We start from the raw sequence: 21,672 nt of genomic DNA on the forward strand, positions 1-21,672 counted from the left end.
AATATTTGTAAGCATTTTCATTATTCTTTATAGTTAGTGGCTCATTATTTTAATGAACCGACCATAACACCTTTTTCAAAGTACTTTTGGAAGAATGGATACATCACGATAAGAGGTAGACTCGAAATGACAATCGATGAGTATTTAATCATTTCTGACAGTTTTTTCAGCTCAGCCATCGCCAACTGATCACTTATCATACCAGGATCTGTTGAGTTTTGAATCAGAATCGAACGTAACACAAGCTGTAATGGATGAAGGTTTGGATCATCCAGATAAATCATTGCATCAAAGTACGAATTCCACTGTCCGACGAATGCATACATGGCTAAAACGAAAATAATCGGTTTGGATAGTGGCAATACAATTTTAAAGAAGATAAGTAAATCAGAAGCCCCATCTACCTTCGCTGCTTCATGCAGCTCGTATGGAATAGCTTTGAAATACGTTCTTGCAAGAATGATATTCCACACATTGATGGCACCTGGAAGAATGATCGCCCAAATCGTATTTAACATCCCTAAGTCTTTTACAAGCAGGTAGGTTGGTATCAATCCACCGCTAAAAAACATCGTGATGATAAACATCGTCATAAAGAAGTTTTTTCCGACAAATCCGTTAACGGAAAGTGGATAGGCTGCAAACAGTGACACCACAACGGTAACAACCGCAAAGCCAACCGAATACAGAACTGAATTGATAAAGCCTTTTAGCATGGCATCATTTCCAAGAATAAGCTTATAACCTTTCAAACTCCAATCCGAGAGATTAAAAGAAATTCCTTTATTTAATAGAACGGTTGGATCCATAAATGAGGCTAGTACCACATACACTAAAGGAACCAATACGACTAACACTGCTAGAAAGAGAAAGATATTGTTTAAAGATAATATCATCCGGTCCATCCGCGTATACTTGATATTCATTGGTCAAACTCCTTTCTGATCAATATAGTCCTTCTCCTTCGTTCAACTTCTTCACGATATAGTTCACGACGACTAGAAGGATCACGTTAATAACTGAGTTAAATAGCCCAACTGCTGCTGAGTAAGCATAATCGCCTGCTTGTAAACCCACTTTGTAAACATAGGTTGGAAGAATTTCAGAAGTTGGTAGGTTCATCGATGTTTGCATCAAATACGCTTTTTCAAATCCAATCGCCATGATTCCCCCTGCACCTAAGATGAACGTTACAGCCATCAATGGTTTTAAGGTTGGCAAATCGATATGAATCATTCTTTGTATAATATTGGCTCCATCCAAAGTAGCGGCATTATGCAATTCAGGATCCACATTCGCTAAAGCCGCTACATAAATAATGGATGACCAGCCGGCTGCTTGCCAGATTCCAGATAGGATATAGATACTTCTAAAATAATCGGGGTCAGATAAGAACCCAATCGGCTCACCTGTCAGCATCGTGACCACCTGATTGATAGGACCCGTTGGTGATAAAAAGATAAAAAGCATCCCTACGATAACAACGACAGAGATAAAGTTTGGTGCGTACAGGACTAGCTGAACATTCTTTTTAATAGCTGCCCGTCGTACTTGATTCAACATAAGTGCAAGAATGATGGGTATTGGGAACCCAAGGATTAGCCCGTAAAAGCTGAGTTTCAGTGTGCTCATAAAAATCGTTCCGAAGTTTGGTGAAGACAAAAACTTTGTAAAGTTTTCCAATCCTACCCATTCGCTCCCAAGTATTCCTTTGATCGTACTAAAATCCTTAAAGGCAATAATTGCACCGTACATAGGAATATATTTAAAAACGATAGTGAGAATAATAGCGGGCGCAATTAACAAATAGAGAAAATAGTTTTCTCGGATATAACGTAATTTTTTGCTTAGGTTCGTCACCCTTTTTTTCGCCTGATTCGGGATCGCAGCATCTTTGCCTGCTTCAGCCTTTATTAATTCCTGCATTTTCGTAACCTCCAATCTAGTTTTCTACTAGCTGTCTTTCTTGTTTTAACTATAACAGGAGGAGGAAAGACGATATTTTGAGTTCTTCGGAATTGTATGTTTAAAATTTTCGGTATTTGGAATCGTTTTCAAAATTAAAAATCCCCTAGCCTATTAGCTAGAGGATTCATCCTTTATGGTTTCTGAATTTCCTGTATTCCGGCATTAATCTTGTCGACAGCCTCTTTGGCCGAGATATGAACATCCTTCCCTCCGATACCGATGTCTTCAAATAAAACTCGAATGGCATTGCTTACGACAGGATAGGCTGGAGTGACTGGACGGTTTTGCGAGTGCCTAAGCGTTTGCTCGATAAAAATATTTAATGGATACTGATTCAGTTCCGGAATATCTTTTACTACGGAGTACCTGGCCGGCAGATCGCTTGTAATCGTGACATATTTCTTCATTCCCTCATATCCAGTTACGTACTTAATAAATTTCCATGCTTCGTTCGGATATTTGGACTGAGATGAGATTCCTAATGCCCACCCTCCATTAGGAGACACCTGGTACACCCCCTTCGGTAAAGGAGCTACTCCAAAATCCTCCCCAAGAGTAAAATCTGCATTTCTTTCAAAGTCCTTAAGTGTCCACGATCCTAATACGGTCATCGCGAGCTTTCCTTTAATAAAGTCATCTGTTCCCATTTCTACTGAAGCAACCCCTTGCTTGTGATAGAAATCCTGGAATAATTGTAGAGCCTCTATTGCCTTCTCTGAATCCAAATATCCACTTGCTGTTGTTGCATCAGGACTCAATACATCGGCTCCAAACTGCCACAAGAAAGGCATTTTAAAGTAAGCTGGTGCCTCTCCTTCTCCAAATCCTTGGCCAGGATCAATACCCATGATCCCTTTTTCCGGATTAGTTACCTTTTTGGCAATCTCAATCACTTCGTCCCAAGTTAATGGTTCATTTGGATTAGATGATGGGAAAGGAATCCCAGCCTCTTTCAGAACATGCTTATTATAAAAGAGAGCAATGCTCGATTCTGCAATAGGTGCTAAATAGATTTGGTCATTATAGCTTAACCCTCTTAATGTAGACGTTGGGAAATCGTCAATACTTCCCTCACTCTTCATGTAGCTATCAATGGATAAGAGTGATCCTGCATTGGCATAAAGAGCAAGCGTCGGACTATCAATAGCCATTATATCCGGAGGTGTGCCCGTTGCAATTTCTGTCCGAAGTCTCACTTCATAATCGCTGTAAGGAATGGTTTTCATCTGAATTTTGATATTCGGATTTGCCTTTTCAAATGAAGAAACTAACTCTTCATAAGCTTTATTTTCTGCATCATTTCCTCTGTTTCTCCAAAACGTAAGCACGTTTTTTTGTACAGCCTTTGGTTGTGTCTCTGCCTCTTCTTTACTATCTGGTTGAAAAAGGGAAAGACCAACTAACAACAGACAAAGAATTATTACGAAAGATAGAATGAAAGCCATCCGTTTTTTCATCTGTTCATATCCTTCCTAGTTTTTCTTCGTATGACTGACGAAAATCCACAGGTGTTTGCTGAAAATGCTTTTTAAAAACTGTACTAAAATATCCAGAGTTCGAATAACCAACCAAATTAGCAACATCAATGATCTTAAGCTGCTTGTCCTTCAAGAATTCCTTTGCTTTTTCCATTCTTACATTCAGAAGATAATCGCTGAAGTTTTGTCCCACTTGATGTTTAAAGGTTTCTGACAAATGGGCGCTATTAATATGAAACATTTCTGATAGAAAGGTAAGAGAGATTTCATTGGCATAATGCTGATCCAAGTACTGACGGACACCCTCAATAATCAATTTCCCATTAGAAAATCGAGCCGTTCTTACTTTTTCAATAATCAGTTGGCCTAACTCTGTCAGCTGTTCAATCACTTTAGGGAAAGAATTCAATTCCCAAATACATTGCTGGCAACTCCACATCATGTTCTGAACGTCCCTTGTTTCCATATCATATTTACGAGCAGCTGATCCTAATAAAAATAGTACTCGGTTCGAGAGGAAGGAAAAGGCCATAATCGACTGAGCTTCGTTTCTTCCTAAAAGAGTCTCTACATTTGCCTTAAACAATCCGACATTGGCCGTTTCGACCGCATTGATCAATTTCCTTTCCATATCTGTTGAAAATTCAAAATCGTCTTCTTGCAAATGGGACGCATCACAAATTTGAGAATGAGAACCTAATTGGCTCTTGCTCCAAGCTAATAAACTAGAAATATAGCCATTCTTCAGGTTAGCTACTCCCCCTACCACACTGCCCAAGCCAATCACTGTCTCTAAATGAAGGAGATTTTGTACATTCTTCTGAATATCTTTGACCAGATTAGTTAACGTATCATGTTCTTTGTCTACCACCTGTATAAAATGAATCATATTTGCATAACTAGGATCATAAAACGTATACAATCCCTTTTCACCATGAGCGATTTCTTTACACATCATTTGAAACGGGAGCCATAGTTCTTTTAAACGATGCGCTTGCTCGTTTTTATCCCTGATTTCGACTGTTATAAAACGAAACTCTCTGCTTTCACTTGCCATGTCTTCCAAATGGAGTTGTCGAAGTCTTTCTTTTACCATAGATGACTCCGTCCACTCTTCCTTTACTAAATAAAGCAAATATTGTTCTTGTACTTCTTGGAGTCGGGTCATGGCGAGGTGTCTCAATTGGGCTGCTTCCGCCTGCTTTTTCTTCTCTTCTTCCGTTTCTTTACGAATTTTCCGTAATGTTTCTTCTAGTTCATCTGGAGCAACAGGTTTTAATAAATAATCTTTTACTCCCTTCTGCATGGAACCTCTGACATATTCAAAATCAGAGTAGCCAGACAGTACGATCACTTTCACCTGTGGAAATTCTTCAAAGCAGCGTTGAGCAAATTCAAGACCATCCATAATAGGCATTCTCATATCAGTGATGACAAGGTCTGTCTTCATCGTTCGTAACCATTCTAATGCTTCTTTTCCATTAGATGCCTCTCCAATGATTTCAAAGCCTTCTTCTTCCCAATCAATCTTCATCCGAAGCCCCATACGCACTTGCTTTTCGTCATCCGTGATGAGTACCTTCAACATCTCGGGTCACCTCCACTATACTTAATACACAGCTGGATTTTTGTCCCTTCCCCTTTGGTAGAATCAATATGGTAAGAAAAGTCCTCCCCGTAATAAAGCTTTAAACGCCCGAGTACATTTCTAAGACCAATGCTTGTTCCTTTACTTTGTAGGACATCTGTTGATTCCAGTGCACCTTCCTGATGAAGTAGATCGACTAACATTTCATCCGTCATCCCCACACCTTTATCTTCAACCATTAATAATAATTGGTCATCAAGCATTTTTGTTTGGATGAAGATATCCGCATAACTTTTCTCACTAAAGCTATATTTCACGGCATTTTCTACTAGTGGTTGGAGAATAAATTTAATGATTGGTAGGTGCTTGGCAAGGCTATCTTCTTCAATCGTAATTGAAATGGTGTCCATATATCTCATCTTTAATATATTGGTATAACTGCGAATATAGCTCATTTCTTCCCCTAAAGTGACCACATCATTTTGAGTGTTCAAAGAGTACCTCATCATTCGTCCTAAATAAACGCTAACATTCATCACTTCTCTATTTTTCCCTTGAGCTGCCAATCCACCAATAATTTCTAGTGTATTATTCATAAAATGAGGATTAATCTGTAGCAACAAGGCTTTGTATTCTGCATCCTTCCTCCGAATATTTGCCTCATATTCGGTCTCAATTCTAGTTTTTAGTTGATCGACTGTATGTCCGAATACATTTACTAGGTAACCAACTTCATTATTTTGAGATTTAATCGTTGGCATAAACCGCTTAGCACCGGCAAAATCTCCTCTTTCGATAAAACCCATTGCTTTTGCCAACTTTCCTAATGGACTGACAATATTGGAGGAAAGCATGTACGAGGCCAATATTGTAAGTAAGAATACGACTCCAGAGATCGTAAGCATGCGATGGCGCAAATCATTTGCCTTTGAAAATAAGTCAGACTCCGTTACTTCGCTAAGTAAAATCCAACCACCAACTGATAATTTCTGATAAAACACGAAGTACGTTTCATTGTTCGCCTTTACTTCTATCAATCCATTATTCTCTTTACTTTTATTGATTTTTGATAGGCTAGTCGAAAGTACCTGTTTCGGTGTAGAAATCTCCCCTGTTAAAACATTCTCACCTCGTTTGTTTAACAAATAGGCATGTCCCTTTTGTCCGATCTTATTTTTATTTAAAGCCGTCTCAAGCAAGTCAGTTGGAAAATTCACCTTTATGATGCCATAGGACGCGAGCGTATTCATATCTATCAATGGAGATATATAACTATTAATATTCCCTGGAGTAGGTTGATAGGGATCCCTATGGGACGCGACAAATGAGTTCCCATCCCTTATATACTCCTTATACCAGGTTTCCTGCTTTAAAAGGGGATTGTTTCCCCATGCTCCTGTACCATCATTGAGCATGACCCCGATAGACATTCCATTTGAGTTATTAACCGTCATAGAAGCTAGAAGACTCTTCATTTGATTCCTGATTAATAATCTTTGATTTTTTGTCACATCTGATGATACATTATCTGTCTTCATCCACTGCAATGTCGTTGGATTAACAAGTATTTGTTTTCCTAAATCCTCTGCCTGCGTGGTAATCGATTGAATATACAACGAATATTGATCCATCATCTCCACAGTTAAATCCTGGGTCTGTTCTTCAATCACAGAAGAAAACCAACTTGGAACCAAGAAGGAGAAGACGACAAATGGAATGGTCAACAAACAAGTAAAAACCAAAAATAATCGATTACGTAATGAAAAAAACATTTCCCACCTCCTCATGCAAGAAAACCCTTACAGAAACTTCTTATACCCAATTTAGCATATCGTCGTATTTTGGAACATAGGAACAGAAAATATAAAAACGTAATTTATATAAAATTACCGTCATGCATCCAATGCGGTTTTCTTGGATTTTTGAGTTAAATAGGATGTCTTGTCCTTAATCGAGTAACCAATAAGCGGAGGTTTTCCGGCTAGGTGCAGAACGGAGCTCGTTTAGGGGTAAAATAAGGGGAGATTTTCCGCTTATGCAAAGAAAATCTCCCCTTTTTTACGTTTTTTGAGTCAATAGGCGGAATTCCTCCGTCTATTTATGCCATTTTTCGTCGTATTTGCTAATTAAGCGGAATTTTTCCGTCTATTTAACCGCTCGGTTGCGTAACTTGATTCCCCAACAGATAAGATCTCCCCTTGTCATCCTAGATGCGGGAATCTTATATTAATGATGGTGCTCATGGACTTCCTCTTTTTCTGGAAGACCTTTTTGTAAGAATTCTAACTCACTCTTAGAAAGTTCGCCAACAACCACTTGAACCTGTGGCATGATGATTGCCTCACCCTTACTTGCATGAATTTTTATATAATAAAGCCCGTCACTCTCAAATGTTTTGTTGATTCCATATATTCCATCTTCTAGTTTACCCGGTTGTTCAACCGTAGCATGGATGGTGTCATCGTGTTTCCACATTTCAAATTCCACAGAATCTACCTCTTCTATTTTTTTCCCATCTTGAGTAAGAATGACCTTGATTGGCACTTGCTCCCCACTTGTTATCATTTCAGGTAGAATAACTTCTGCGTAAAGGGGTTGTTCTTGCAAGTATAATTCAGCCGCCTCCTCTTTAAGAGAACATCCTCCAAGGAACAGACCGATGATTACAATCAATAACACTTTTTTCATAGCTATATCTCCCTTGTTACGCATGCAAAAACCTCTTCAAGAATGGGATTCTTTTAATCAATAGCACATCCATCAGAAAAATGACGATGAGGGACAATCCAACCAAAGGAAACAGAATACCCAAACCTATTAAAACAACTAAAAATAACTTCATATTTTTGATGCTAGTCGATTTTGGTGCGCCCATACTTTTTTTCGGCTTCCGCTTCAACCATAAATAAAATCCACTAACAGCAACAAGGATGATTCCTAAGCAAATAAGAAGACTTGCCAACTGATTGATTAACCCAAATTGCGTTCCTTTATGCAAGGTAATCCCTAGTGCAACAACTTGTCCAATTAAACCATAATGATCAAATCGATAGTCTGTTAACACAGCACCCGTATATTGATCAATATGCATCGTGATCTCGTCTTCAGCTCTTGGCGGAAAAGCGGATAAAGTGTACACTCCCGTTGGTTCTTTTGGAAGAAAGACCGTATAACTAGGGTGTACCCCTTCACGGTTTGCAATCTGAACCACTTCATCGATCGATACGGGGATGAAACCTTGTACTTCTGAAACCGGTACATCTAATGTCTCCGCTGCCCAAGGAACCTCTGCAATATCTTTCGTAACGGTTGAGACAGGTGCATTTCCTATCCAAACGGAAGGTGGATATCCTGCCCCAGAGTTGGTAGCAATCGTTTGAAACTGAGTTCCCCAAAAACCGGACCAAGGGAGCCCCGTCATAACCAGAAATAGCATCCCTGCGGTTATCCAAAAAGCAGGAACAACATGTAGGTCTCTAGCTAAAGTACTTCTTCCTTTATTCCATCTCATATAAAGGACACCTGACATATTCAGCTTCTTCCTAGGAAGCCATAAATAAAGGCCTGTAACCATCAATACGATGGTCCAGCATGCAGCTAATTCTACTATTCTATCTCCAATGGTTCCCATCATTAATTCGCCGTGAAATTCCTCTATTTTATCCATGATGCGATCCTCACTATTTAATTCACCTGTGGATTTTCCCGTATACGGATCAACAAAGACGGTTAATGATTGATCATTTACTGTGAGACCTACCTCGCTCGAACGTGTAGCATTTTCTCCCGGCCGATATTTAGATATCACTGCGTCAGGATATAGCCTCTTTACTTCTTCTATTTGTTGCGATGCCGGAATTTTTTCACCCTGTGGCGTAACCTCGAATAAATCTTGATATATCACCTGTTCGATCTGTGGCTTAAATAAATAGATAGAACCCGTAACGGCAAGGATGATTAAAAAAGGCGCAACAATAATTCCAGCATAAAAATGCCATCTCCACACAGCTCGATATAGAGATGATTTTTGTTGTGCATCTGATTTAGTTGTAGTGTTGATAACCGTTTCCACTTATAGATCTCCTTTTTGAACAATGTCATATTTAATACCGTGACTAAGTTTACCGTTCAATTGTGATATAAGTATGAAATTTATAAAAAAAAGAGATAGAATCTACACAGATCCCATCCCTTCTACTTCTATAATAGACCCACCATTTTAAGTCCGTGGAGGATACCATCTTCTTCAACTGACTTGGTAACGAACCTAGCCACTTCTTTTACTTGTTCCTCTCCATTCCCCATAGCTACACTGTTTTTCACTGTGGAGAGCATTTCCAAATCATTAAGTCCATCACCAAAAGCATATTGACTTTCAGCTGGAAATCCGAGCGCATCTACGATTTTTTGGATCCCCCTTGCTTTTGATCCACCCTTTGGCACGATGTCTAAGGAAACAGGATGCCACCGGACAAAATCAAACGCATCATATTGCTCTGCGTATTGCTTTTCCTCCCCTTCGGTACAGAAAAGTAGGGTTTGATACAAGTCACGACCTTTGTAATAGTGAGGATCATGCGTAGGGAAACGGTCGATTTTTAACGTATCGATGCTCTGTTTAATATAGTCATGCTCTGGTACATTGGCTCTCATATCTTCATGGTCCATAAACACAACGGGATGATCATTCTCAAGAGCAGCAGCGGTTAATTTTTCGAGCGACTCAATATGTAAAGGATTCGTATGTAAGACGTTTCCATTTAATACAACATACTGACCGTTATAGCTTACGTATGTATGGATATCCAACTCTTGTCTCAAATCTTCAAACATAAAAGGAGCTCTTCCTGTAGCAATCGCTACCTCATGACCCAGCTCTTTTAATGTGAAAATCGCTTCTTTTGTTGAGGAAGGTAACTCTTTATTATGGGTAAGTAAGGTTCCGTCGATATCAAAAAAAATCACACTACGATTTGTCATTAACTCTCCAACTTTCCATGTAGATTATTGTTCTATTTTATCAGGTTGTCATGTTTTTACAACCAAAGCCTATAGAGAGGCTCACTTGACGGTTCTCTTAATATCTTGTTATTTTTATCCCATTGTTTTACACTGAGTCCATTCCGATAGATGGAGGTTTATTCTTGAATCTTATACTTAACCAGTTAAAAAAATGGACTAACAAACAGAAAGTGTTGTACCTAATACTAGCTCTTTGTTTTGTATCTTCCGTTATTTTTGTGAATAACAATTACTCATTCTATGAACGCCCGATAGCGAAGGTCATCGAGACCAAACTAGGAGATACCACCAAAGTAACGGACATACATAATAATGAAGATCAACTCTTTACACAACAAGTGGTAGCCGAATTAAAAAATGGAAAGAAAAAGGGAGAGCTGATCCATTTAACCAACCAATATTCCACTTCAGGAGCCTATGACCAAGAATATCAGGTTGGAAATGAACTGTTTGTTTGGATCGATACGAATACCAATGAAGATGGAGTATTAACGGGAAGCATAAAAAATGTAAAACGCGATAAATACGTGCTGATCGTAGCATGGATTTTTATCTTTACTTTGCTTATGGTTGGAAAAAAGCAAGGGTTGTTTTCAATTATCAGCTTAGCAGTCAATGCCATTATTCTCTCATATGCCTTAGATCTGTATGTTAAAACATCAGTCATCAGCTTGTTAGTCGCTTGCTGTATCAGTGCGATTTTATTTACTGCCATCTCTTTATTACTCGTTAATGGTTTTAATGAAAAAACCTATGCAGCAGTCATAGCCACCCTTGTAACAACCTTTGTTTCTCTATTCATAGCTTATCTAGTCCTGTGGCTAACTTCTGAAGAAGGCCTTCGTTACGAAGAAATGCAGTTTTTAACTCGTCCTCCTCAAACGGTATTTATGGCGGGAATATTAGTTGGATCTCTAGGTGCTGTAATGGATGTAGCCATTACTATGTCTTCTTCTATCTTTGGGTTGTACGAAAAAAACAACCATATATCAATAAAAGCGCTTAAAGCTTCTGGAATGGAAATCGGAAAAGATGTGATGGGAACGATGACCAATATATTGTTCTTCGCGTATATAAGTGGATCTATCCCGATGCTCATTTTGTATATGAAAAATGGTTCTCCACTAGGATACACCCTTTCCATGAATCTTTCCCTAGAATTAGCTAGGGCCCTTGCTGGTGGGATTGGAATTGTATTAACGATTCCGATCGGTCTATATATTTCTATCTTTTTTGTAAACCGAAAGAGGGCAAAATCATGAATGCTTTATTCTGTCTAGCAGCGATTTTATTTATTCTAATGGTAGTCATAGGAGGAAAAAAAGGAGCAAAGTCTTTTATTGCTTTATTTTTAAACTTTGCTGTCCTTCTTTTGACCATCCTTATCATGACTGATCCAAGTGCAAACCCAATTATTCTTACCTTAATTGCCTGTACAATCATTAGTTGTATTAATCTCTTTTTTATCAATGATGTAAATAATAAAACCATCACTGCTTTTGTTTCTACCATTATCACCTTGGCTATTTTGCTATTTTTCATTGTGATTGTTACTGAAAAATCAATGATTCAAGGATTTGGAGAAGAAGAAACAGAAGAACTTAGCATGTTCTCTTTGTATTTAGGAGTCGACTTTGTAAAGATTGGGGCGGCCATGATCATTATGAGTACGATAGGAGCCATTATCGATGTGGCCATTTCCATTGCTTCTCCTATGCGTGAGCTCTACAATCATAATCAGCAGGTGAGTAGGAAGGATTTATTCTCATTTGGAATCAGCATTGGTAGAGATATACTCGGAACCAATACAAACACATTATTTTTCGCCTTCTTTGGCGGATACTTGGCCATGCTAATTTGGTTTAAAGACCTATCTTACTCACTAGGAGACATTGTCAATTCAAAAATATTCAGTTCTGAAATGATCAACATCCTTTGTGCAGGAATAGGAGTAGCCTTAATTATACCGATTACCTCTTGGATCACTGCATATTATTTAGATAAAACGAGAGAAAAATCTTATTAATCATGGGCTTCGTGTACACAGGTACACACAAGCCCTTTTTTTCCATCATTGAAAAGAGCGCCAAAAGGCTCCTGTCTCATTAATTACACTCATTATGTCTTGATAATAGATTTTAAACTCTGGGAATCCTAGAGCATAGGCTGCGATTTCATAGGGTTGAAAATAGATGACCAGCGCCTCTTGTGTAATATAAAAAGGCTGGTTTTCTACTATACCTTTATAATCTTCTTCGTTAATATAGGAATCCTCTTGTTGCTGGATTTGCTTTCTTATGATCTCACTCAGTACGTATACATAATTACTGTCAGGCTTAAATAAATCCTTTAATCCATAGATACGGCCCATATTTAGATCAATGGGAATATTTTTTTTTGATGGCATACCATGGGCTGCACCAAAGGGATACTCATATCCTGTCAATTCCAAAACGAGTAAATGTTTCTTGAAAAATTGGACAATAAAATCGCCAGAATAACTATAGTATAACGGCTCGTTTTCAGGTAATTTCTTCACTCTTGATGTTTCTCTTAACACTTGGTTAACTTTGGACTGGGCTTCTTTATCCGTCATTCCAACCATTTGTGGATAATAGACTAGAAAATCTTTAGTCGGTCTATACTTTCCTTCATGAATAAAAAGGGAGCCATTTAAGGGAAGAATGGAGTTTTGTGCCCAAATGAGATGCCCATATTGATTAAAATATGAATATCGTTCATCGACAAAGGCTTGAATCAAATGGTCTTTCAAACTAAGTATTCCTACTCCATGAATTACAGGTAGATTCCAAGCTCGTCTGCCGTTTAAATTGATAAAATATGAGGCTATCCCTTTTGTAACGCTGCTATATTTTCCTTCATATTCATTCATACTGTCATAACTAAAATCCGTTAAAAATAAACCCGTAGTCGTATCCACAAGTGCGAAAATCGTGCCCGCATGAGGATACTCCGGGTCAATCGCTTTAGCTACAGAAGCCCGCTCTCCCCCTAGTAGTTGAATATCATGGTATTTGGGTTCAATAATATAAGCTCCTGTTTTATCAATAAGTCCATATTGATTTTTATAATCCTCTGAGACATTAACAATGGCTCTGCCATTTTCAAAGGGACCAGCATACGAAAAGCGAGGAGGGATGACGACCTTCCGTGCTTCATTTATATACCCAGCTTTGTCTTGAGCTTTTTTCCTAAAGGAAATCAAGCCCTCACTTAACGGACCCATTTGTTCATAAGGATAGGTAGTAAGTATCTCACCTTCCAGCCCAATAATTGCAGATGTACCGTCTTTCATTCCAACTACTGCTTTACCGTCATGATAATCATGTGCGTAGGTATATTGAGGAGGAATGATTATGTTCCCACTAGAATCTAGATAGCCATAAAGAAATTCCGTTCTATTTACAAATTCCTGAATAACAGCTCGTTGTTCCTGAAAATCACCAATATACGAAAACGGATAGGGCTTGTCATTTAGAATTTCTCCTTTCTCATTAATTACGCTATAGCCTTTTTCATCCTCAAATACAAATGCACGACCTTCAGAAAAGGGATAAATGGAATGATAAATGGGACGAACGACAAACTTGCCCTTTTGGTCGATTATACCTGCACGACCGTTTAGCCATACGATTGCCAGCCCGTTCGGTTGGAATTCATTTACTTCCTCATATTGAGGAGGGACAACAAATTGCCCTATATTATTGATATATCCCCATTGGATCCCCTCTATGGTTCTAATCGAAGCTGGAAATAACTCATACACGACACGGTGATTTTCCATGTATCTTTCACTCCATATGAACATTTTTCAATAGCATATGGGGCGTTTCAATAATTGTGTATTTTGTCCTTTATTAAAAAAGCGTTTCTGTGTTATTAACAGAAGCGCTTTTACTAGAAAAAATATTCATATTTTACTAATAATCCATTCTTATTCCGTGCTTTTTCTAATCACTAATTCAGAACCAAGGTATAGTGTTTTAACAATTTTGCGCTTTTCTACCACTCTTTCAAGCAATAACTGTACGGCATTTTTACATAACTCCATTAAGTCAATATGAAAAGTCGTAAGAGGTGGAGAAACATACTTTGCAATACTAATATTATTTATGCTAATGAGATTGACTCGTCCTGGTATGGCAATTCCATACTCATTTAAAGCCTGTAAACAACCAACCGCGATCGGATCTGCCGCTATGTAAAAAGCAGTAGGTAATTCATCTCCCAATGTATCAATGGCATTCTTCATAAGGTTATACCCGTTATCCACGGAAAAGCCTCTCCGGCAGAATACATAACGATCATTCAAATGACCCTTCTCATCCATATAGGCACGAAATGTTCTTTCTCGAATATCCATTTCTTCAAGCCCTGTATTAGGATTATGATACGTTCCTCCGATGAAGCCGATCCTAATATGCCCCTTGTCAATAAAGAAATCCACTGCTCTTTTTGTCATTTCAGAAAGGTCAGGTCTAACGGAATCATAGTGAACAGCATCTGGTGTCGTATCAATGAAAACACCATTTGGCGTAATGCTTTTGAGACGATTTAATTCTTTCTCTGTAAAAGAACCCACTGCTATAAAACCCTTGATCGTATCAGGGATTTTGGCTATTCCATCTGCGATTTTGTACGTGGTAAGCTCCACATTAAACTTTTTTGCCCACTTTTCTATTTCAAGCCTCATCGTTTTAAAGTAAACATCTTCAAGCTCTTCTTGATCTGTCAGCCAATACAAAAAGGCGATATTATTTACTAACTGCCGAACCGTTTTTCTTCTATAATTAAGCTTCTCAGCTACGTCATATATTTTCTCACGTGTTTCATCTGGTACAGAAAGGCTCTCATCATTATTCAACACACGGGAAACAGTTGAAATCGAAAAACCCGCCTGTTCTGCAATATCTTTAATTGTTGCCATTGTCAATTACCTCCAATTATCCATACCCATATTATACGATTCAACCTCCACCCTAACAAGTAAATTTTTTTACTAGTTAGAAGGAAAATTTTTTATTTATGATTTTACATTTTGAATTTACCCTACAAAAGTGTACACCTAACAAACTACTCTTGCATAACATGCCTAGAAGTCTATGTTTAAATAACAGAGGTGAAAAAGATTTATGGTTTCATATATGGATTATACATCACCAACAACTCAGTTTACTTTTGATATCAATAAAAGTCCCTTGTTCATTAAAGATAATAAAAACTATATTAATATATTAGGTATAAAACAGTTGAATACACTTGAAAATGTATCTCTCTTAGATATTTTCCTCAGTACGAATAATGTTGTAGAACCGCACTATCACCAAAATGCAGCTGAACTGGTATACTGTATTTCTGGTTCTGCTACTGTATCAATTCTAAATCCTTTTACAAAACAAATACTGAATTACACCATTACACCTGGACAAGTCGCAAATGTTCCACAGGGATGGTGGCATTATGAAATAGCATTAGTCGATAATACTCATCTTTTGGCTATTTTTAATGCACCGACTCCAGAAGTTATTTTAGGTTCTGATATTTTGAAATTTACCCCTGCAAAAATCATGTCGCATACCTATTGTGTTGACGAAAATCAGTGGAAACAAGCCATTTCAGCAGTTAAACCATCCACATATATAGGTCCATACAAGGATTGTAATAGATCAACGAATCATAGCCATTATCAACCTCTAAATCAACTTCATGAACAATCCCGATATATCCGGCAATATCCACAGCCACTATACGGTCACCATTATCAGCAATATTGGGGTTAATAGATGTAAATTAATGCAATTCTAGACATATGAAACCATGATTTTTCATTTTAAAAATAAAAATAGGCCCATTCACATTGAATAGGCCTCTTTAACTATTATTTTTGTTTATAATATGTGATTGCCAATGCAAATGCTAAGACCGTTCCCTTTACGATGTCCATTGCGTAGTAAGGGACAGACATCATCACAAGGCCGTTTGCTAAAATCCCGATCAACACAGCACCTACGAAGGTTCCAAATGCATTTGGCTTACCGGCACCTAAAACGGAAAAACCGATAAAAGCAGCTGCTACAGAATCCATTAAGTAAGGGGCACCTGAGTTGATTTCAGATGTCATAACCCGTGAAGCTAAGACAATTCCTCCAATCGCGGCAAAAAGCGCCGATAGCAGGTAGGCTGCCACTTTGTATTTATTTACCGGTATTCCTGATAGTCTTGCTGCTTCTTTATTTCCCCCGATCACATACATGTATCTTCCGTGTTTCGTGTACGTTAAAAAGATATGAACCACTACAACGACAACGACCATGATCAAAATAATCCACGGTACCTGGCCGATTTTCGAAAAAAACGGACTAATCAGACCTTCTGCCATGGTTCCATCAGGCAACACCATGTTTTGTGAAACAGTCGCTCCCTTTGTATAGGTCAATGCCGTTCCTTGAATAATGAACATGGTTGCAAGCGTCATTAACATATCAGGAATCCGCATTTTTACAATCATAATGGAATTCAATATCCCTACAATTAATGAAGCAGCAATTGCCGAGATAATGGCTACAAAGGTATTTTGTGAAAACCAGACAAACATGGAAATAACGATTGCATTTGATAAGGAGGCCACCGATCCAACGGAAAGATCGAAGCCATCAACCGTTAAACTGATTGTAATTCCGATTGCAATGATGGTTACAATTGAAATGGAACGCAGTATATTTACAATATTATTTCCCTGGATAAAGGCTGGATTGGCCAATGAAAATATGATAATGAGTGCAATGATCGTAATAATCGTTCCATATTTATAAAAAAACTGGAAAAGATCAAATGACGTTTTTACCGGGGTCTGTTTCTTAGCTGTTATGTTTGTCTCCATCTTACCTACCCCCTGTTGAATAGAATAATAGTTCTTCTTCATTTGTTGAGTTTGTTTCTAGTTCCTTCACTGACTTTCCATCATAAAGAACATAAACCCGATTCGTAATTCCCATGATCTCAGAAGCTTCAGATGATGCATAAATAATCGCCTTTCCACGACTTGCAAGCTCAGCAATTAGGTTAAAAATATCCTTTTTTGCGCCAACGTCTACACCTTTAGTTGGCTCATCAAAAATATAGACATCAGCCTCGGCTACCAGCCACTTTCCAATGGCAACCTTTTGTTGATTACCACCAGAAAGATTTTGAACCTTTGTTTCTTCTGACGGTGTCTTTATTCCCAGACGATTGATCATTGCTTTTGCAACTAACTTTTCTTTTTTACGATCCAAGAAATTAAATTCCTTTGAAAAACGTCGTAAATTCGCTACAGTTAAATTTGATTCAACCGACTCATATACAAGAATACCTTCTTTTCGGCGCTCTTCAGGGACCAAGGCAAGTCCATTCTTAACCGCTTCATATGGATTTTTAACGCTAACCCTTTTTCCGTTCACCTTGACTTCTCCTGCTATTAATTCGCCTTCAGCCCCGAACAGGGCTTTACAGAACTCGGTCTTACCGGCACCTACAAGCCCGGCGATTCCCACAATCTCTCCTGCTCTGACATTCATGCTGAAATCTTTAATCTTATCTCTAACTGTAAGTCCTTTTACTTCAAGGAATGTGTCTCCAATGGTCATGAATTTATCAGGAAACTGTTCACCGAGTTTTTGACCAAGCATATGCTCCACTACTTTGTTTTGGGTGGTATCCGAAATTCTCTGTCGCTCGACTACTTCCCCATTTCTCATAATCGTAATGTCATCACAAATCTCAAAAATCTCTGGTAGTCGGTGCGATATAAAAATAATTCCAACATCACGTCTCTTTAATTCTTTTACTATACGAAATAATTCATTTGTTTCTGTATGACTAAGAGGTGCTGTCGGCTCATCCAAAATGAGAAATTTACATTCTTTCGACACTGCTCTAGCGATCAAAACCATTTGTTTTTCTGCCAATGTCAATTCACTTACTAGTTTTTTAGTAGGAAGAGTCAAATTCATTTCTACTAGGATGGCGGCCGCTTTCGAATGCAGGCTTTTCCAATTGACCCATTGCTTCTTTCCCATGTTATGGACCGTGTCCATTAACATGATATTTTCAGCAACCGTTAAGTTGGGGATCAGAGCTGTATCCACTTCCTGATATACAATTTGAATTCCAGAATCCATGGCACTTTTTGGAGAACGAATGGTCATAGGTTGTCCATTCATTGTGATTTCACCAGTATAGTGGCCATATGCCCCTGCAAGAACCTTCATCAACGTTGATTTCCCAGCACCATTGGCTCCGATTAAGGCATGAGTTCTCCCGCTTTCAACTGAAAAATCCACCTCATTTAATGCTTTAACACCCGGAAATTCAATTGAGACATTCTTCATCTTTAAAGTGGTCATGATGTCACTGTCCTTTCAAAGAGACACTCTTTTTTTCTTTTTAAAAAGCTGTTTTCTAAAACATTGTTGCTTTTAGCACTACTTTATTGAAATAAAACACTTATTTTCTAAAAAGTCATAAGTCCATTGAACGTTTTAGAAAACAGGGGCTCTATATTTAAAGAGTAAGATTGAATACACGGGTAAAAAGCCGGCATTAGGGCTTTTTACAAAACAACAAACTTTACGAAAACAGCCTTTTAAAAAGAGAGTGTCTATCTACAAGTCCCTTACTTCTTATAATGTTCCTTTAGTGTCTTCATCCAGTCTTCCTCAAATTCTGATGATTGGCCCCATCCTTCAATGATTTCAGTTAGATTGACCATATTAACCGGATCTTTTGATTTTTGAAGGTCTTCTTGAGAGATTAGTGAAGCTTCCAAATCATACGTTTGTGGTGTTTCCTCTCCTGCTAATTTCTTTGCGAGTATTCTCATATTTACTGAACCTATCAACTTAGGATCAACAGCTGCGGTATATCTCCAAGCACTGCCTTCTCTTTGAATTTCCTGCAAATCAGCATTTGAAACATCGATTCCATAGATTTTCACTTCTTCTCTGCCAGCTTCTTTTAACGCACGAGCTGCACCGATAGCAAAAGCATCCCATGTTGCAAAAATCGCATCAAGTTCACCCTTAGGGTATTTATTTAACATTGCGGCAACGGCATTTTGAGTTTGAACACTAGTGTCAGCTGCTGCTACCCCAAAGCGCTCCACTTCTTTTATTCCAGGATTATTTGCTAAAACCTCTTCATAAACCTTATTTCGTCTAACCATAGGTGGGAATCCGTCCACCCATAGGTAAGCAATATTGGCTTCACCTTTTGTTTCTTTTACTAATTGGTCCAATGATAGAGTAGCTAATGCTTCATCATCCTGTGATACTAGAGTGACACCATCAACACTAGTTAAATTTGCATTCGAGTCAAATGCGACTACACTCTTTCCTGCGTCAACAATTTTCTGTATGTCATTCACGGTAGCATCATCGTCCCCGTGAGAAATAATAAATCCATCATAATCTTGAGTTAACGCTTGGTTAATCGCATCATGAAATTTCGCTGTATCTCCATTTGCAGTAAATACATCCACTTGGAATCCTAATGCTTCACCTTCTTGTTTTGCACCAGCTAAGAATTGTGCTGTGTGATCGTCTCCACCAATTTTACGAATAACTTTGATTTTCGGTTGGTCCCCATTTGCAAAGCGGTCAGGTACACCTTCAATCGGTGTGTTCGATCCTGTTGCTTCCTTTGTTTCTCCCCCTGTTGCACAGCCTGTAAGCAAAAGTGTTGCAGCGATCGCTGATACAAATGCACTTCTTAAAAATTTCTTCTTCATGATTCTTTCTCCCCTTTTTGTTTTTTGTCTTCTTACCAACGTTGCTCTTAGGAGAGTTTTTATAAAATATAAAAAACCTCTCCAGAAAAGAGAGGTTTCATCACAAAATAAGGACTACTCCTCTCTTATCTCTCAAAACAATTTCTTGTTTTGCAGGATTTAGCACCAATTCCATTCGGAACGGTTGCTGGGCGTCATCGGGCCAGTCCCTCTGCCACTCTTGATAAGAGAACGTATTTTATTCATTTACTTTAATAAAGTATAAAACTTAATTTAATATTCTATTAACAAAATGTCAATAGTATTTTCTAAATATTATTAATAGGTGTATTTTTCCAAAGATAGCAACAATAGATTCTTCGTATGTATTAAGCCCATCAAAAGGTCCACTTTACTCTAATAAAGATTATCACCGTCTCCGACAAATTGGTGAACTTTAGCGGAATTGAAAGCTATAATTAACACAAACATAATTAGGTGAATTCGTTAGGATGTGATACACTTTATCTACCATTTGATTTACTTGCTTACATTGTGCCCCACTCACTCAGTGAGTGGGGATCCTTGTATATAAAAAGAAAAAAACAGACTCTAAAAAGAGCCTGCTTAGTTTGTTTTTATTATTAAGCTTTACGCACGTTAGCTGCTTGAGCTCCACGTTGACCTTGCTCAACGTCAAAAGTAACTGCTTGACCTTCGTCTAAAGATTTAAAACCTTCGCCTTGGATAGCTGAGAAATGAACGAATACGTCTTCTCCGGCTTCACGCTCGATAAATCCGAAACCTTTTTCTGCGTTAAACCATTTTACTTTACCTTGTTCCATTTTGTTTCCTCCTGCTGTGTGCTTTACACACAATGTGTTACTATCCTTGGACTCAGTGATCATCAAGACGAAAAGTTAATCTTATACTATCCTTTACACCGAACAAAAATAATTCTTCTAAAGTTTAACATTTTTTATAAGTATTTGCAAGAACATATCCTCAGTATCCTGCAGGTTACGAGAAAAGCAAACTAAAAAACCTACATACGTCTAAATAAGAATATCTATAAAAGGCATTTATACATCAAAACGATTTTTAACATCTCACATACTTGCGTTTGAAACCAAGCTTCCCTCTATCCATTTCTTTTTGAATACTTTCGTATGCGTTTAGTAAACTGCTTTTTTTATTGTCCCGTTTAACTTCTACGATTCCTATTTCCTTTGAGGTCTCAACCGCCTTTTCATGTTGCGGCAAATAGGAAATCCCTACGGTGTATACAAAATTATTCATAGCTGATTTAGTTCGTTCTGGCGAATTATGAATCGTATTTTTTATCATATCAAGCATATTGGAAATCTTACTTTCGGAAAATTCCTTGTCTTTGCGATTTCCTAAAAGCCAGCAGTAGCAACTCCACCCAGCTGACATTCTCAACTCGTCACCACTTGCAATCCATTTATCCGCCACTTCTTGTGCAATATCTGACTCTGATAAAGTGACTGCCACCACGTAATCAGACAGCATATAAAAATACGCTCCGTCCATCCAACGATCAAAATCAGATTCAGTCATAGCTTTCGGGTCTGCAATAATGCCTGCAAAGTACATTGCATCGTAGTTACCTGTGGCATATAGCTCATCAGCTAGTTCTTGATTTATTTTTATTTTCTTTGCAATTGGTTTCATAGCACCTGTAGCCACGCCAAACAAGGGCTCGTGTGCACCATTGGAAATATACATTTTTTTCGTTCGTTCCTTACCGAGAGCTTCAAGTTCCTGCATCACTGTTTGAAAATCCATAGCTATGTACGTCCTTCCTTTATTTTCATCCATTTCATTAT

General features: G+C 38.1%; 18 protein-coding genes and 1 riboswitch. Of the genes, 3 read left to right on the forward strand and 15 right to left on the reverse strand.

Features of this window, described 5'->3' with window-relative positions; all coding sequences use genetic code 11:
- Nucleotides 1-44: 44 nt before the first annotated feature.
- The 8 genes from ACVBAX_RS22830 to ACVBAX_RS22865 form a co-directional block, all read right to left on the reverse strand.
- Nucleotides 45-926 (reverse strand): carbohydrate ABC transporter permease, encoded by an 882-nt coding sequence (locus ACVBAX_RS22830; RefSeq protein WP_447119117.1) that lies wholly within the window; start codon nt 924-926, stop codon nt 45-47.
- A 19-nt stretch (nt 927-945) separates the two neighbouring features.
- Complete coding sequence (locus ACVBAX_RS22835; protein ID WP_447119119.1) at nt 946-1,926, reverse strand: ABC transporter permease; 981 nt, start codon at nt 1,924-1,926, stop codon at nt 946-948.
- A gap of 173 nt (nt 1,927-2,099) precedes the next feature.
- The gene (locus tag ACVBAX_RS22840; RefSeq protein ID WP_447119121.1) at nt 2,100-3,425 is read right to left on the reverse strand and encodes an ABC transporter substrate-binding protein; all 1,326 of its coding nucleotides are present in this window, start codon (nt 3,423-3,425) and stop codon (nt 2,100-2,102) included.
- Nucleotides 3,426-3,429: 4 nt separating this feature from the next.
- The gene (locus tag ACVBAX_RS22845) at nt 3,430-5,034 is read right to left on the reverse strand and encodes a response regulator transcription factor (protein WP_447119123.1); all 1,605 of its coding nucleotides are present in this window, start codon (nt 5,032-5,034) and stop codon (nt 3,430-3,432) included.
- Complete coding sequence (locus tag ACVBAX_RS22850) at nt 5,028-6,806, reverse strand: cache domain-containing sensor histidine kinase (RefSeq protein ID WP_447119125.1); 1,779 nt, start codon at nt 6,804-6,806, stop codon at nt 5,028-5,030. Before ACVBAX_RS22850 ends, ACVBAX_RS22845 begins: the two co-directional genes overlap by 7 nt.
- A gap of 454 nt (nt 6,807-7,260) precedes the next feature.
- Nucleotides 7,261-7,722: a FixH family protein gene (locus tag ACVBAX_RS22855; RefSeq protein WP_447119127.1), complete on the reverse strand. Its 462-nt coding sequence runs from the start codon at nt 7,720-7,722 to the stop codon at nt 7,261-7,263.
- 16 nt (nt 7,723-7,738) lie between these two features.
- Nucleotides 7,739-9,106, reverse strand: a complete 1,368-nt coding sequence (locus ACVBAX_RS22860; protein ID WP_447119129.1) for a PepSY-associated TM helix domain-containing protein — start codon at nt 9,104-9,106, stop codon at nt 7,739-7,741.
- Nucleotides 9,107-9,234: 128 nt separating this feature from the next.
- The gene (locus ACVBAX_RS22865) at nt 9,235-10,014 is read right to left on the reverse strand and encodes a Cof-type HAD-IIB family hydrolase (protein ID WP_447119131.1); all 780 of its coding nucleotides are present in this window, start codon (nt 10,012-10,014) and stop codon (nt 9,235-9,237) included.
- Nucleotides 10,015-10,178: 164 nt separating this feature from the next.
- On the opposite strand from ACVBAX_RS22865, the gene ACVBAX_RS22870 reads away from it, so the two are divergent.
- On the forward strand, nt 10,179-11,318 hold the full coding sequence (locus tag ACVBAX_RS22870; RefSeq protein ID WP_447119133.1) for a YibE/F family protein: 1,140 nt from the start codon (nt 10,179-10,181) through the stop codon (nt 11,316-11,318).
- Nucleotides 11,315-12,082, forward strand: coding sequence for a YibE/F family protein (locus tag ACVBAX_RS22875; RefSeq protein WP_447119135.1), 768 nt, complete (start codon nt 11,315-11,317; stop codon nt 12,080-12,082). The genes ACVBAX_RS22870 and ACVBAX_RS22875 overlap by 4 nt, the downstream gene beginning before the upstream one ends.
- 45 nt (nt 12,083-12,127) lie before the next feature.
- Here ACVBAX_RS22875 and ACVBAX_RS22880 read toward each other — a convergent pair whose 3' ends face one another.
- A complete protein-coding gene (locus ACVBAX_RS22880; RefSeq protein WP_447119137.1) occupies nt 12,128-13,861 on the reverse strand; it encodes a WG repeat-containing protein in 1,734 nt (577 codons plus the stop codon).
- A 150-nt stretch (nt 13,862-14,011) separates the two neighbouring features.
- On the reverse strand, nt 14,012-15,004 hold the full coding sequence (locus ACVBAX_RS22885; RefSeq protein WP_447119139.1) for a LacI family DNA-binding transcriptional regulator: 993 nt from the start codon (nt 15,002-15,004) through the stop codon (nt 14,012-14,014).
- 205 nt (nt 15,005-15,209) lie between these two features.
- Between ACVBAX_RS22885 and ACVBAX_RS22890 the strand changes: the two genes are divergently transcribed.
- Nucleotides 15,210-15,857 (forward strand): cupin domain-containing protein, encoded by a 648-nt coding sequence (locus tag ACVBAX_RS22890; RefSeq protein ID WP_447119141.1) that lies wholly within the window; start codon nt 15,210-15,212, stop codon nt 15,855-15,857.
- 98 nt (nt 15,858-15,955) lie between these two features.
- On the opposite strand, the gene ACVBAX_RS22895 is transcribed toward ACVBAX_RS22890, so the two are convergent.
- The 5 genes from ACVBAX_RS22895 to ACVBAX_RS22915 form a co-directional block, all read right to left on the reverse strand.
- Nucleotides 15,956-16,957, reverse strand: a complete 1,002-nt coding sequence (locus ACVBAX_RS22895; protein ID WP_447119143.1) for an ABC transporter permease — start codon at nt 16,955-16,957, stop codon at nt 15,956-15,958.
- A 1-nt stretch (nt 16,958) separates the two neighbouring features.
- Entirely contained in the window at nt 16,959-18,461 is a 1,503-nt protein-coding gene (locus tag ACVBAX_RS22900) for a sugar ABC transporter ATP-binding protein (protein ID WP_430776979.1), read from the reverse strand.
- A gap of 269 nt (nt 18,462-18,730) precedes the next feature.
- Entirely contained in the window at nt 18,731-19,843 is a 1,113-nt protein-coding gene (locus tag ACVBAX_RS22905) for a sugar ABC transporter substrate-binding protein (protein ID WP_447119145.1), read from the reverse strand.
- A 122-nt stretch (nt 19,844-19,965) separates the two neighbouring features.
- Nucleotides 19,966-20,073: riboswitch (SAM riboswitch) on the reverse strand.
- Nucleotides 20,074-20,466: 393 nt separating this feature from the next.
- Complete coding sequence (locus ACVBAX_RS22910; RefSeq protein ID WP_066052309.1) at nt 20,467-20,667, reverse strand: cold-shock protein; 201 nt, start codon at nt 20,665-20,667, stop codon at nt 20,467-20,469.
- 256 nt (nt 20,668-20,923) lie between these two features.
- Nucleotides 20,924-21,631 carry a DNA alkylation repair protein gene (locus ACVBAX_RS22915; RefSeq protein WP_447119148.1) on the reverse strand — a complete coding sequence of 236 codons (708 nt, stop codon included), beginning with the start codon at nt 21,629-21,631 and terminating at the stop codon, nt 20,924-20,926.
- Nucleotides 21,632-21,672 lie beyond the last annotated feature (41 nt).

The sequence above is a fragment of the Robertmurraya sp. GLU-23 genome (assembly GCF_052983275.1).